At 39.5% G+C, this 14,770-nt stretch carries 10 protein-coding genes; 8 read left to right on the top strand and 2 right to left on the bottom strand.

Translation table 11 applies throughout. The annotated features are described in order from the left end of the window. The first annotated feature begins 30 nt into the window (after positions 1-30). Both Ami3637_RS06610 and Ami3637_RS06605 read left to right on the top strand, forming a co-directional pair. Positions 31-2,214 carry an SPOCS domain-containing protein gene (locus Ami3637_RS06610; protein ID WP_162361882.1) on the top strand — a complete coding sequence of 728 codons (2,184 nt, stop codon included), beginning with the start codon at positions 31-33 and terminating at the stop codon, positions 2,212-2,214. Positions 2,215-2,287: 73 nt separating this feature from the next. Beyond that, entirely contained in the window at positions 2,288-3,061 is a 774-nt protein-coding gene (locus Ami3637_RS06605; RefSeq protein WP_162361881.1) for a stage II sporulation protein R, read from the top strand. Positions 3,062-3,117: 56 nt separating this feature from the next. Here Ami3637_RS06605 and Ami3637_RS06600 read toward each other — a convergent pair whose 3' ends face one another. Beyond that, positions 3,118-4,389: a S1C family serine protease gene (locus Ami3637_RS06600; RefSeq protein WP_162361880.1), complete on the bottom strand. Its 1,272-nt coding sequence runs from the start codon at positions 4,387-4,389 to the stop codon at positions 3,118-3,120. A gap of 193 nt (positions 4,390-4,582) precedes the next feature. Between Ami3637_RS06600 and Ami3637_RS06595 the strand changes: the two genes are divergently transcribed. From Ami3637_RS06595 to Ami3637_RS06575, 5 genes are read left to right on the top strand one after another with little or no spacing between them, the layout of a single operon-like run. Next, the gene (locus Ami3637_RS06595) at positions 4,583-6,442 is read left to right on the top strand and encodes a phospho-sugar mutase (protein WP_162361879.1); all 1,860 of its coding nucleotides are present in this window, start codon (positions 4,583-4,585) and stop codon (positions 6,440-6,442) included. Positions 6,443-6,471: 29 nt separating this feature from the next. After that, positions 6,472-7,404 carry an Hsp33 family molecular chaperone HslO gene (gene hslO / locus Ami3637_RS06590; protein WP_162361878.1) on the top strand — a complete coding sequence of 311 codons (933 nt, stop codon included), beginning with the start codon at positions 6,472-6,474 and terminating at the stop codon, positions 7,402-7,404. After that, positions 7,397-8,452 carry a D-alanine--D-alanine ligase family protein gene (locus Ami3637_RS06585; RefSeq protein ID WP_330586865.1) on the top strand — a complete coding sequence of 352 codons (1,056 nt, stop codon included), beginning with the start codon at positions 7,397-7,399 and terminating at the stop codon, positions 8,450-8,452. The genes hslO and Ami3637_RS06585 overlap by 8 nt, the downstream gene beginning before the upstream one ends. Beyond that, on the top strand, positions 8,421-8,849 hold the full coding sequence (locus Ami3637_RS06580; protein WP_162361877.1) for a DUF1934 domain-containing protein: 429 nt from the start codon (positions 8,421-8,423) through the stop codon (positions 8,847-8,849). The genes Ami3637_RS06585 and Ami3637_RS06580 overlap by 32 nt, the downstream gene beginning before the upstream one ends. Positions 8,850-8,860: 11 nt before the next feature. Then, positions 8,861-10,312 carry a S41 family peptidase gene (locus Ami3637_RS06575; RefSeq protein ID WP_162361876.1) on the top strand — a complete coding sequence of 484 codons (1,452 nt, stop codon included), beginning with the start codon at positions 8,861-8,863 and terminating at the stop codon, positions 10,310-10,312. Positions 10,313-10,337: 25 nt separating this feature from the next. Here the strand turns inward: Ami3637_RS06575 and Ami3637_RS06570 are convergent, their stop codons facing one another. Next, a complete protein-coding gene (locus Ami3637_RS06570; protein WP_162361875.1) occupies positions 10,338-13,037 on the bottom strand; it encodes a calcium-translocating P-type ATPase, PMCA-type in 2,700 nt (899 codons plus the stop codon). 175 nt (positions 13,038-13,212) lie between these two features. On the opposite strand from Ami3637_RS06570, the gene Ami3637_RS06565 reads away from it, so the two are divergent. Further along, positions 13,213-14,727, top strand: a complete 1,515-nt coding sequence (locus tag Ami3637_RS06565) for a DUF1846 domain-containing protein (protein ID WP_162361874.1) — start codon at positions 13,213-13,215, stop codon at positions 14,725-14,727. Positions 14,728-14,770: the final 43 nt, after the last annotated feature.

Here is a 14,770-nt window from a genome sequence, read left to right as displayed (position 1 = left end):
GAAAAATTAACGTATAAGGGGGATTATATCATGACCTATGATAAGGATATACCTGATTTTGCACTTCAACCTGCAAAGGAATCAGACGAAAGGGATGAGTTTGATCCATCGCCATATGACCGCCTATTGAATTTTCATAGCCAGGAGCAGACAGAAGCAAGAGAAACAGACTTACAGCAATATTCGGTTCAGGATTATGTTTTACCGGAATTACCAGAAGAAGAGCCAGAAATAAGAACGAATGAAATACAATTTGAAGGTACAGAAACCATGGAACCAGGATTGTATCAGCAAGAAGAGGAAATTATGGAAGTAGCTGGAATATCCATTGAGATGGCAGAACCTGAGCAACAGGTATCCGTACCAGAACCAGAGGCACTGGACGCCGTATCTGTGCCAGAAACACTGGAAGCGGCGCCGGAATCAGGGATTCTGGAGGTGGCAGCAGAGCCGGAAGTAATTGAAGTAATCAGCAGGCCTGATTATGAAAAAGAAATTGAAGCCGAGCTTGAATCCCAAACAGAAACTATGGAACAGGTAAAGCCAGTAATGGCAGCACCGGCCACACCAGTGCAGAATAATGAAGCTACAGTGATTGTACCTACGGCAGGGGCTTTGATTACCAACGAACTAAAGATGACCGATATCCGGGAGAAACCGGAGACAAGAGTATATATAGAAGAAGATATTTTAGTACCGGATACCAAAGAAGATCTGGCATCTATACTATCCATGACAGGTAAGGCAAGTTTGGGAGACTCAGAGATCCGTGTAGGACAATTAAGCCAGGATTCCGTGAAAGTTACAGGGGAAATAGAGCTTCATACGTTATATATTCCGGAAAACTACACAGGGGAGCATCATATCATAAATATCCAGTCAAGACTTCCATTTAAAACAGAATGGAATGTATCAGCAGAACCCCTTTCCAGACTGGTCATCAAACCATACATTGAAAGCATCGATTATACTGTAATCAATGAAAGAAAATTCAGGGCTAAATTAACAGTAAGACTGACCATGCGTGAATATGCAAATGTGGAAATGCAGGTATTTCAGGGCATAAAAGGTGAAAAGCTCCAACTTTTAAAAGAAAAAATACAGATGACCCACGTACCAGAAAGAAAATCCGATGTAATGGACATAAATGAAACGCTGGCTCTGAAGGATACCCAGCCAAAGCCAGAACGAATTTTAAAATACGATGTAGATATTGTAGAAAACCACAAGCAGATTACAGAGGATAAAGCAGTAATAAATGCTACCATTTATTGCAACGTTCTTTATCTTGGCAGTAGCAATGAGGCAGAGGCTATGAGCATGGAAGAAAGTGGGGGGAGCAGACTTTCACCTCAATTATTCCAGGGAAAAACAGAGTTTACCCAGTTTATACCAATTTTGAATCCGGCAGAAGGAAGTAAAATCTCTTTTAATTACAACAATCTTAATGTACATATAAAAGATCCTGACCCGGAAGAACCGGCAGAAAATGCATTCGCCCTGGAGGGAACTGTAGAAACCACCATTGAAATATATAAAAATCTTGAACGGGAAATCGTAACAGATATTTATCACAGAACCAAAGATGTGGTTTGCGATAAAGTTGAATTGGAAGCTATGTCTCTGGGTGGAAGCGGGGTTACAGAAGCAGCAGTCAGAGAAATCATAAATGTACCAGAAAAATATGGAGAAGTAAAGAGAGTAATCTACATTTACGGGAATATTAAAAACAGCAGAAGTTTCCTGGAGCAGAACAAAAACATTGTTGAGGGAGCTATTGACATTACACTGTTATGTCTCCCTGAAGACCAAAAAAAAGCTGCTTTCAGGTTAAATAAAGAAGTTAATTTCAGAGGTTCCATGGAAATTCCAATGGGCAGAGGAGATACCAAAGCAAACAGTGAGATTGCCATAAAGGAATTATGGTTTGACCGAATCAATGCAAAACAGATTGAAGTGAATGCAAACTTATTTATTTCTTCATCTGTATATGGGCAGGATAAATATCAGGTTATTCAAAATGTAGCATTTGTAGAACCAAAAGAAGAACCTGGAATAAAACCGGGAATGGTGGTATATATAACAAAGAATGGCGATACTCTTTGGAATATAGCCAAAAAGTACAGAACTACCATGGAAATGATAACTGAAATCAATGACCTTGCAGAAGACCAGCAATTACCATCAGGTATGAAGCTTTTAATCGTAAAATAATTTAGGGATGAATAAAAAGCCTCTCGTTGGCAATACTCCCAAATAAGGGAGTAACCTTGACGGGAGGTTTTTTATGAAATTTGATAAACGGCAGATGCAGGCCATGTTATTTATTTTAATATGCATGATTTTATATACAGGGTGGTATACGCAGAACTCAAAAAAAGAAAATGATCATTCAGGAATTATTCGTTTTCACGTAGTGGCAAACAGCAACTCAGAAGATGATCAACAGCTTAAATTAAAGGTTCGTGACGGAGTTCTGGAGGCAGTAAATAAAAACTTAATCAGAGAAACCATGGAAAAATACGATTCTGTAGAGAACACGCCACAAAATAATAAGGATGCAAATGGCAGCCAAGACAGTGAGCCAGCAGATGAAACCATGGCAATGGTGGACAGCAGGAGCACAGCGCAGGTTTCTTTAGACGCAGCTGAATCAAAGGAATATTTATTATCTCATCTGGGACAGATTGAAGAAATAGCAGAAAAAATTATAAAGGAAAACGGTTATAATTATAAAGTGAAAGCTGAATTAGGGGTAAGATGGATTCCTGAAAAGACTTATGGAGACATGACTTTCCCAGCAGGTAATTATGAAGCCCTGAATATTACTATCGGATCGGGAGAAGGCAATAACTGGTGGTGTGTATTATTTCCACCATTATGTCTGATTGACGGATCAGATAATCCCAATCAGATGAAGGCCTTTGATACGACCACTTATGCAGCCATTGGCATGACAGAGGATCTGCTGAAACTGCGGGCTGCTAATAAAGGAGCGGTTTCCACTCAGGCCGCTATTAAACTTAAATGGAAAACTTTAGAATTGTTGAAAGATGAATAAAAAACAGGGCTGCTGGCTTAGCAGTCCTGCTTTTTATTTGTTGAAGCTTTTTATTATTAACTACTGGTTTTTTCACCTAGAGTTAATGTCAGTTTTTTCATTTCGTTGTCGTTGTTTCTGACAACAGTAATCTTTACCTTATCCCCAACTTTATATTTATCAAAGGCACTTGTCAAGTCAGCTGCAGAGCTGATTTTTTTATCCCCTACATAGTAAATCATATCACCACTCTGGAAACCTGCTGCTTTAGCAAGATCACTGTCAACACTCTTTACATAAATGCCAAGACTTGTAACTCCATAGAATACTGCGTTTCTCATGGAAGTCAGATCCACAAAAGTCAGACCGGTATCAATTCTTCCACGGACATATCCGTAATCAGCCAGTTCTTTTGCTATTTTCTTGACTTTATTTACAGGAATAGCAAACCCCAAACCTTCTACGTCTGAACCGGATGATTTGGCAACAATGATTCCTACCAGCTCTCCGTTCTGGTTAAACATGCCTCCCCCGGAATTTCCAGGATTAATAGAGGCATCCGTCTGAAGCAGTGTCATGTCCTTGCCGTCAATGGTAATGGAACGGTCCAGGGCGCTTACAATACCTGCAGTAACCGTTCCTCCCAAACTTCCCAGTGGATTTCCAATGACTACTGACAGATCACCTACTTCTAAGGCGCTGCTGTCACCGTAAACCACAGGAGTTAGTCCGGTTGCATCAATTTTCAAAACAGCAATATCTGTTTCATCATCCCGTCCTACTAGTTTTGCTTCGTAAGATTTGTTGTTTTTCAGAGTAACAGTGATTTTGTTGGAATTCTCAATGACGTGATTGTTGGTCACAATATAGCCATCTGCAGAAATGACGACTCCGCTTCCAGCCCCTTCTGTAACGTACTGTTGCATCCAGGAATCCGTTACCATGGCTTCCGTTTTTATTTCTACTACTGAATTAGCATTTAGTGCAGCAATTTCTTTTATGGTTAAATCTCCATCCGTTGCCTTCTCTAAAGTTGTGCCAGTATTGGATATACTTAATTTGCTCGCAGATTCAGAACGTGTACCAAAGCTGCTGCTGCCATTTAATACATGGTTTGCAAGCATTGCACCTCCAAATCCGAAGGCAGTTGATGTCAGAAGACATAAAACGATAAGAAGCGCAATGCCGCCTCTGGAAAATTTAAATTTAAGCTTGTGCTTATGCTTTGAGCCTTGATTCTCATCTGAAGTATTTGAAGAAGATACTTCGTCTACTATTACAAAATTTACATCCTGTATGGGCTGACTGTTATTATTCTCCCCTGAATAATAATGATTAAAATTATCCATACTCAAATCCCCTCCTAATATTTTCTATTTTATTGACTTCAAAAGAGCAATAATCGAATGTATATGGATATATTAACTCTGTATTGTGATTTTTTTGTGAAAAAAAGATGTTTATGTGGTAAAATATATTGTTAATAGTGTAGAATGACCTATAAAGGTGTAGATGTAAAGGATTTACGCAGGAGATTATAGTATGGAAACAAAGTATGATATATGGCATAAAGTTTTAACAGAGCAGATTAATTTGAATAATGATAATGTTGAACTACAAAATATAAATAGGCAACTACTAGAGGAGCTGGAAAATTGTGCATCCTTGGAAAACTCAGAAGAAGAACTATATGAAAGATTTTATAAAGATGTAGAATTCGGGACAGGTGGTCTGAGAGGAATTTTGGGGGCAGGGACAAACCGAATGAATATCTATACTGTAGCAAAAGCTACTCAGGGTATTGCAAATTATATTCATGCAGAAGAATATATAAAAGACTCCCCGCTTAAAGGAAAGAAAGCTATATCAAAGCCTTCTGTAGCTATGGCATACGACAGCCGGATTAATTCGGAAATCTTTGCAAAAATAGCGGCAGATGTATTGATGGCCAATAATATAGACGTATATTTATATGAGGAATTAATGCCTACACCTGCACTATCTTATGCAGTAAGGCATTTTAACTGTGCTATGGGAATTATGATTACAGCCAGTCATAACCCTGCAAAATACAACGGATACAAGGTTTATGACAATTCTGGATGCCAGGTGACTTTAACGGCGGCAGAAAAAATCTTTAAATTTATTGAAAAACTTGACATCTTTAAAGATATCAGAATCCATGGTGGAAATGGAAAACTAAATATTCTGGGTGAGGAAACCGTTCATGCATACCTGGATGCTGTTCAGGCTGAAAGTACTTTATTTTCTGATGAAGAGAAAAAAACTCTGAACAGGCTTTCCGTTGTTTATACGCCACTTAATGGCGCTGGAAACAAACCCGTAAGAGAGATTCTACGAAGATTAGGCGTTTCAAAAGTAACCATTGTTAAAGAGCAGGAACTTCCGGATGGAAACTTTCCTACTTGTCCCTATCCAAATCCCGAAAAAAGGGAGGCACTGAAGCTTGGTCTGTCTGTTTGCGAAAAACTGGCAGAGGGGGCTATAACAAAAGGAAAAAATTATGATATTCCAGATTTGCTTCTTGCTACTGATCCAGATTGTGACAGAGTGGGTATTGCTATATGTGAGAACAGAGACAGTAATAATCCTACATACAGACTTTTGTCCGGCAACGAAGTAGGCATAATGCTTTTAGATTTTCTGATTAAAAGAAAAGTTGAGACGGGACGTAAGAAAAATCCATGTGTGATAACCACAATTGTTTCTACAAAAATGGCAGAAGCTATTGCCGCAAAACATGGTATTAAGCTGATTCTTACGCTGACAGGATTTAAGTTTATTGGAGAGCAGATTGGATTTCTTGAAAATGAGTGCAGAGAAGAGGAGTACTTATTTGGTTTTGAGGAAAGCTATGGTTATCTGTCCGGAACTTATGTAAGAGATAAAGATGCAGTCAACGGTGCCATGCTTATTTGTGAGATGGCTGCTTATTATAAAGAAAAAGGTCTGACTCTGGCAGACAGACTAAAGGAATTGTACCAGGAATATGGGTATTTTAAAAATCAGCTGATTGACTTTACCTTTGAAGGTTCAAAAGGTATGGAAATAATGAGCCGCCTTATGCTGGAATTCAGAAATAACCTGCCGGATGAATTTTTAGGAAAAGCAGTGGTAGAAGTAGCCGATTACCAGAAGCAGGAAAGACTTTTTGTAAAGAAAGATGGGGCAGAATCAGGCACGGTTACTCCTATAAATCTTCCCCAGTCAGATGTGATAGAAGTGATGCTGGAAGGGGACCTTTCCTTTACCGTAAGACCTTCCGGAACAGAGCCAAAGATTAAGATATATTTATCAGCCAAAGGAGAAACGGAAGAAGAGGCAGACAGAGTAATCCGAGAACTTACTGGAAAACTGACAGGTATAGTTAATCGCAAATAAACGATATTTAAAAAGGAGAAATTTTCTAAATGGGAAAAGCATTAATTGCAATAGATAAAAGTAAAATGTATAGAGTCTACCTGACAATCACCACAGATATGGTGGAAGAGGCAAGACAGGTTCATAATACCACACCTCTTGCCACAGCTGGACTGGGTCGTGTTCTGACTGGAGCTGGACTCATGGGCATTATGCTTAAAGGCAAAAAAGATGAAATGACTCTAAGTTTTACAGGAGATGGCCCTGCCAGACAGATTCTTGCAACTGCAGATGCGGAGGGCAATGTAAAAGGATATATTGCCAATCCTGATGTGGATCTTCCCCTGACTGAAGGCGGTAAACTGGATGTGGGAGGGTCCCTTGGAATCGGAGACCTGAAGGTTATTAAAGACTTAGGGCTAAAAGAACCCTATATGGGAAGTATTGCGCTGGTTTCAGGAGAGATTGCCGACGATTTAACTGCTTATTTCTTTATTTCAGAACAGCAGAACTCTTCTGTTGCTTTAGGTGTAAAAATTGCAAGAGACTTATCGGTGCTGTGCGCAGGCGGAATGATTATTCAGATGTTGCCTGGATTTGATGATGAAGCAGTGGATGCACTTGAGGCAATGCTTGATAAAATGAAACCGCTTACAACTCTCATAGAAGAAATTATGCTGCAATCAGCAGGGAAAACAGAAGAAGGCCTGTTAGAGGCACTGATGGAACATATCTTTAAGGAGATGCCAGAGCAGTATAAACCGGAACCATTAGAGTACAGAGAGATAAAATGGAACTGTAATTGTAACGAAAAGCGTCTGGAGCAGGCGTTAATGACTATTGGCAGAAAAGATCTGACTGAAATCATAGAACAGGACGGTCAGGCAGAGCTGGTATGCCAATTCTGTGAAAAAAATATTTTTTTGATAAGAAGCATTTGGAAGATATACTTTCAAGAATTTAGGGGGCATAATAATGATTAAAATAGGCGTAATTTTTGGTGGCAGATCTGGTGAGCATGAGGTTTCTCTTATGTCGGCGGCCTCTGTGATAAACGCCCTTGACAAAACAAAGTATAAACCGGTCTTCTTTGGCATAACCAAAGAAGGCAGATGGAAACATTTTGAGGGAAGTACTTCAGAAATTGAAAATGGTCAATGGGAAAGAACTGCAAAGGATTTTAATCCGGGAAGGCTGAAAGAACTGGTGGATTTTGCACTGCCCATACTGCATGGCCCTTATGGAGAGGATGGGACCATACAGGGACTCTTCGAAATGATTGATATCCCCTATGCAGGATGTGGTGTTCTGGCCTCTGCCGTAGCTATGGATAAAGCTATCGCAAAAGACATTTTTTCAAAGGCAGGTCTGCCGATCTGTAAACACGCTCTGTCCTATGTGGAAGATTTCACAAATGCTCAGGGTAAAGCAGATGAAAATTTAATGGAAGCCGAGGCAGTAAAGATTGAAGAGAAAGTACCTTATCCTATGTTTGTAAAGCCTGCCAACATGGGCTCCAGTGTAGGAATTACAAAAGCAAAAAACCGGGAGGGTTTGTATAAGGCCCTGGCAGAAGCCGCAAAATATGACAGAAGGATTGTAATTGAAGAAGGTATAAACTGCAGGGAGCTGGAAACAGGAGTTATTGGGAACCATAACCCAAAAGCTGCCACAGTAGGAGAAATATTACCTTCTGCAGAATTTTATGATTACAAGGCCAAATATTTTGACGGGGGCCAGTCTAAAATATGTGTACCTGCAGATATCCCAGAAGATATAAAGGAACAGATCAGAGATATTGCAGTAAGAGCATATATGGCTATCGACTGTGCGGGATTTTCCAGAGTTGACTTTTTCCTGGATAAAAATACAAATAAGGTATACATAAATGAGATAAATACTATACCGGGATTTACGAAGTTCAGCATGTTCTCTAAACTATGGGAAGAAGCTGGAGTTCCATATTCCCAATTGATTGAAAGGATTGTGGATTTTGGTTATGAAAGATATCATGCTAAAAATAATAGGTAGACAGGTTTCGACAGATTCTGCCAATGAAGATCAGATAGAATTTGTTACGGAGGGCAAAATTTTTGAAAAAGATAAAGCAACCTATCTGGTTTATGAAGAAAGCGAAGTTTCAGGAATGCCTGGTTGTAAGACCAGCCTGAAATTAATGGGCGATACCATTAAAATGAAACGTTTTGGTGACAGTGTGGGGCTGGATACCGTTATTGAATTCCAAAAGGGCCGCAGGTACGAAGGGTTTTACGATACTCCCTTTGGAGCCATTGAAATGGAAGTGCTTACAAATGATCTGGTTAACAACCTTACCCCAGATGGAAAGGGCTCCATTGATATTGATTACCACGTAAGTTTAAAGGGCCTGTCAGAAGGCAGGAGCAAACTTAATATACAAATAATTTAAAGGGGAACAATATGGATAAAAGAATTGTTAAAGCAATAGCTTTAGTTATTGCCATTGCTCTGATTATTACATCTTTTTCTTTTGTAGTATTTCTGCCTGCTGCATTTGCAGATACAAAAGAAGATACCAATTCTAGGGAGTATTTATTAAATCGTCTTGTAGAAATGCAGGATTACATGGAATTTCTTAACAAATATTATAAGGATAAAGTTGATTATGATAAACTGATGGATGCAGCTATGGAAGGTGCAACAGAGTCACTGGGAGATCCATATAGCGTTTTTTATAAAACAGATAATGAAAGCGAGAAGTTCGTTGAGGCAGTATCCGGGGAGTATGCAGGAGCAGGAATTACCATGCAGGATGTGGATGGGAAGCACAAAGTGGTTGCCGTCAATGCTGCAGGTCCAGCTATAAAGGCTGGAGTAGAAGTTGGGGACATCATTACTAAAATAGATGGAAAAGATGCAGCCTCATTAACTCTGGATCAGCTAGCTACTCTTATGAGGGGTGAAGTGGGGACAAAAGTTACATTAACCATTGACAGGGCAGGACAGAAGAAAGAAATATCAATTATACGAGAAATTATAACCACTGCCAGTATTTCATATGAAATGCTGGATGGAAAAATTGGGTACATGCTTATCTCCGGGTTTGATTCAGATGTAGCCACTGAATTTAAAATGGCCCGAGCTGCTCTTGTAAATAAGGGAGCGGAATCATTGATTATTGATGTCCGTTATAATCCTGGTGGATACATAGATGGCGCTGTGGAAATTGCTAATGAAATAATTCCAAAGGGCTATATTGCACACTTTATGAACAAGGGAAATGTAATTGAAACAGAGAAGGCAACCGGTTCCGCAGGACCACAAATGCCTACAGTTCTTCTGGTGAATGAAGAAAGTGCAAGCGCTTCAGAGCTTTTAGCAGGAGCATTACAGGACAATAAGGCAGCTACCCTTGTGGGCACCACAACCTTTGGAAAAGGGGTGGCACAGCAGATGATAACGCTCTCCTCAGGAGATAAAGCAAAGGTATCTGTTTTCTACTTTGTAACACCAGATAAAAAAACCATAGACCATGTAGGAGTAAAACCAGATTATGTTGTCAGAAACGGAGTTGCAGGCAGTGAAGAGGCCAAGGCCAAGTATCTAACCTTTGCGCCTATGGTGGCAAAAGAGAAACCTACCACTGGAAGTACTGGTCTGACAGTTTACGCAGCGCAGCAGAGATTAGCACTGCTAGGTTATTACAAGGGTAAGTTTACAGGAACTATGGATGGGGACACTGTTGCAGCTATAGAAAAGTTCCAGAAGGATGAAGGGCTGTTTGCTTATCCAGTTATAGACAACTCCACAAAAGGTAAACTGGAAATTGAAGCATATGGCATGGCATACGGAAATACAAAAAAGGGAGATGACCTGCAACTGGCAAAGGCCATTGAGCTGTTAAAAAAATAATCGTGTAATAAAGAAAAGGATACCTTTAAAGGTATCCTTTTCTGCCGTTCATCCGTATAATTACCTTTCGGATAATATCCACAGGTACAACTGTAAATGCTAATAATACTACCATTTGTAACTCAAAAAAGGTCAGTCCGGCTGTACGGAAGACAGAACCTCCAAAGTAGATAAGCAAAATCTGAATCACACAAATAAACGAAAAAATGGTTATAAAGGATTTGTTCCCTTTTAAGTGAGCCAGCAGGTTAAGCCGGTAGGTCCTGGCATTAAAGCTGTTAAATATACTGGCAAAGATAAACAGGCTGAAGAAGGCAGTCATGAAATAATTCATTCCCTCATAGCCTCGGAATAAACGGTGGAATACAGGTAATTTCAAAAACAGAAGACATAAAAGCGCCGTATATGTTCCTGTAAAAAGAATCTGGTTCCACATATATTTATTGATAATGACCTCATCTCTGTGCTTCGGCGGTTCTTTCATATATTCCTCCAGAGGTATTTCCCCGGAGAAGGCCAGACCTGCCAGTGTATCCATGACCATGTTGATCCACAGCATCTGGATAACTGTTACTGGGGTATCCACCCCCAGGAAAGGACCTATGATAGAGACGATGACTGCACATAAATTGACTGTAAGCTGAAAAACGATGAACTTTCTTATACTTTTAAAAATAGTCCGTCCATATAAAATAGCTTTGGCAATAGACTGAAAATTATCATCCAGAATCACTATATCGCTGGCCTCTTTTGCTATTTCTGTACCACTTCCCATGGAGAACCCCACATCAGCCTTTTTTAAAGCAGGAGCATCGTTTACTCCATCCCCTGTCATACCTGCTACCATCCCCATTTCCTGAGAAATTTTAATCAGGCGGCTTTTATCTGACGGCAGTGCTCGTGCAATAACCCGAATATGAGGTAAGAACTGTTTAAGTTTTTCATCACTGAAAGTGGATAATTCATTACTGGTAATTACTGCAGAAGTGGTGCCTTCTTTGATTAAGTGAGCTTCCTTTGCTATGGCTGTAGCAGTCTCTTTATTATCACCAGTAATCATGACTACCTGTATGCCGGCTTTGGTTACCTGCCTTATAGCGCTGATTGCTTCTGGCCGGATTTCATCTCTTATGCCTATAATGCCTATCAATGATAAGTTAGTAAAATCATTAGCAGCGTTAACTGGAGAATCACTTGCGGCAATGGCTAACAGCCGTATTGCTTTAGCAGACATGCTGTTTAGGGTCTTTGTTATGGCAGTTAAATTTAATGGACTTTGGATGTTACCGTGTTCATCGTAATACCTGGTGCATTTAGGCAGAATTTTTTCAGGAGCACCTTTAATCAGTGTCAGAGGGACATTTTTATTGGTTATGGTAACGGAGGAAAATTTATTAGTACTGTTAAAAGGCAGCTTAGAAATAACTTTAATGTTTCTTGGTTCAATTACCGAATGATTCATACTGAATTCAAGCAGTGCTCTCTCTGTGGTGTTGCCGCCGATGACAGTTTTGTGTCCACCTTTTAAGGAGAGGGAGGCGGTGGTATTATAAACAGAAGAAAGTTCTAATAGACTGTAAAGCTCTCTTTTATTTACGATTTGTGAATGATTATATTCTGTATTGTTTCCGCTAAGGAAAGAAACTACCTGAAGGCTGCCCTTGGTAATAGTGCCGGTTTTATCTGAAAATAATATATTCAGGCTTCCGGAAGTTTCAATGCCCACTAATTTTCGGACTAAAACATGATCTTTTAGCATCTTTTTCATATTAGAAGATAAAACTACTGTAATCATCATGGGAAGCCCTTCAGGAACAGCAACTACTATTACGGTAATGGCCAGGGTTAAAGCGTGTAAAAGGTCTGCTACTATTATGGATGGGGTCTGTATGGCGGCCAGAGTTTTGGCCATATCATAGCCCTGATCCATCACCAGAGAATTGAATAAATCTGCTAAAGCCACAAAAGCAGCGGCAGCATAACCAAAAGTGCTTATGGTTTCTGCAAGACTTTTCAGCCGGTGTTTTAGGGGGCTGTCCCGGGTCTCTTCCTGGATTTCACGGGCAATGTGACCGTAAAATGTATGAATACCTACTTCAGTTACCTGCATGGCTGCTTCTCCGGAGCAGACAATACTGCCCCTAAACAGTTTGTTTTGATGCATAAAGTTTCCAGTGGATTTATCTGAGGAAGCCAGGAAATTTCCCTGAGGAATTTTTAAAGCTTCTTTGGACTCTCCATTAAGAGCAGACTGGTCCACATATAACTCACCTGCAACCATTAATCCATCAGCTGGAACTTTTTCCCCAGCCTGAAGCAGAACATAATCCCCTACAACGATATCGTTAACAGGGAGTTCTGTAAGGCCGGAAGCACGCTTTACCCTGCAAAATGACAGATCTGCTTCTTCCTGAAGCTTCTCAAAAGCAGATTCACTTCCGTATTCAGACAGAGTAGAAACAAAAGTGGCCAGAAAAATGGCAATGGCAATACCAGCGGATTCATACCAGTCAAAATTGTGTATAAGTAAAACGATGTTTATAGCCAGTGCTATTAATAGGATTTTAATAATGGGATCATTAAAATTCTGGATAAACTGTTTTATAAACTGATTTCTTTTGGGCTGTCCTAATTGGTTATTTCCATGTTTGTCCTTTGATAAGGCGGCTTCTTCGTCTGTTAGTCCGATAAAAGAATCTGGTGTTACATTTCCTGTATTTAACATAATATAATTCACCTCCAGATTAAGGGTATTCAGACAAGCTTTAGAATATTCCCCAAGTATGGAATTACTGAATAAAAAACATAAATTAATTTGATTTTAGAGTTTTAAATTATAATAGGCCATGTTATAATATTTGCTGTTGTTTAAAAAAGAAAGTAAGAAAGAGGTGGGGTCCATGACCAAAACAGGGTTTAGTGCAGAAAAGTATATTGAGGAACAATCACAGCACATTTTAGAAAGAATTAATGCAGAAAAATGTGAAAGATTATATCTTGAATTTGGTGGCAAGCTGGTTCATGATAAGCATGCCATGAGAGTTCTGCCTGGATTTGATGAAAATGCAAAAATAAAATTATTAGAAAAAATGAAGGACCACGCAGAAATTATTATCTGTATTTATGCGGGCGATATCACAACCAATAAGACAAGACAGGATTTTGGCATCACGTATGATTTAGAGGTACTTCGTTTAATCGATACATTTAGAAAATATGATTTATCCATTAACAGCGTAGTAATAACCAGATATGAAGAACAGCCAGCGGTAGATATGTTTATTAATAAGCTTAACCGCAGAGGAATTAGAACTTATAAGCACAAATTTACAAAAGGATATCCAACAGATGTGGATGTAATTGTAAGTGAAGAAGGATATGGTGCAAATCCGTATATAGAAGTAACCAAGCCACTAGTAGTAGTTACAGGCCCGGGTGGGGGCAGCGGAAAGCTTGCAACCTGTCTTTCCCAGCTTTATCATGATAACAGACGTGGGTCAAAAGTAAGATATGCCAAATTCGAAACTTTCCCAATCTGGAATCTGCCGTTAAAGCACCCAGTTAATGTAGCATATGAAGCTGCTACAGCGGACCTTAAAGATGTAAATATGATTGACTCTTTCCATCTGGAAGCCTATGGGGAAAAAGCAGTAAATTATAACAGAGACCTGGAAGTCTTTCCTGTGGTGAAGAGGATTATTGAAAAAATAACCGGAGAAGAATCAGAATACCAGTCACCTACTGATATGGGTGTAAACCGGGCAGGCTTTGGAATTATTGATGATGAAGTCTGTAAGGAAGCTGCAAGACAGGAAATTATCAGAAGATATTTTATAGCAGAATGTAATTATAAAAAAGGCAAAATTGATGGTGGAGCTCTGGAAAGATGTAAGCTTTTAATGGACGAGCTTGAATTAAAGCCTTCCGACAGAGTTGTGGTACAGCCAGCAAGAGATTATGCTGAATATAAGAGAAACTGCGATCCACGATATGAAAATGTTGTTGTTATGGCTATAGAAATGCCAGATGGCAAATTTATTACCGGAAGAAGTTCCCGCAGAATGGTTGCTGCAGCAGCATCCGTGTTAAATGCCATTAAATATCTGGCAGGTATCGCAGATGATATGCCGCTTATTTCCCATATTGCTCTGGAAGCCATCCAGCATCTCAGGAAAGATATTTTAAATCAGGACAGATCAAGCCTGAACTGTGAAGAAATATTAAGTGCCCTGACTATTTCGGCTACAACAAATCCACCAGCTGAAATTGCTGCAGGAAAGCTGCTTCTCCTGAAGGGATGTAAAGCACATTGCACCGCCATATTAAGCGATAAAGATGAGCAATTGCTTAACTCTTTGGGGCTGGATGTCACTTGCGATCCTGAATATGTAACTACCAACTTGTATTTTGGCTAAAGTCTGATATATTTAAAGAGTAATGGTTTAGAGGGCTGTCTTT

Origin of the sequence: Aminipila terrae, from assembly GCF_010120715.1 — a bacterium.
GTDB classification, from domain to species: domain Bacteria; phylum Bacillota; class Clostridia; order Peptostreptococcales; family Anaerovoracaceae; genus Aminipila; species Aminipila terrae.
Note: the sequence above shows the minus strand (reverse complement) of the source record. Positions and strands in the feature narration are given on the sequence as shown.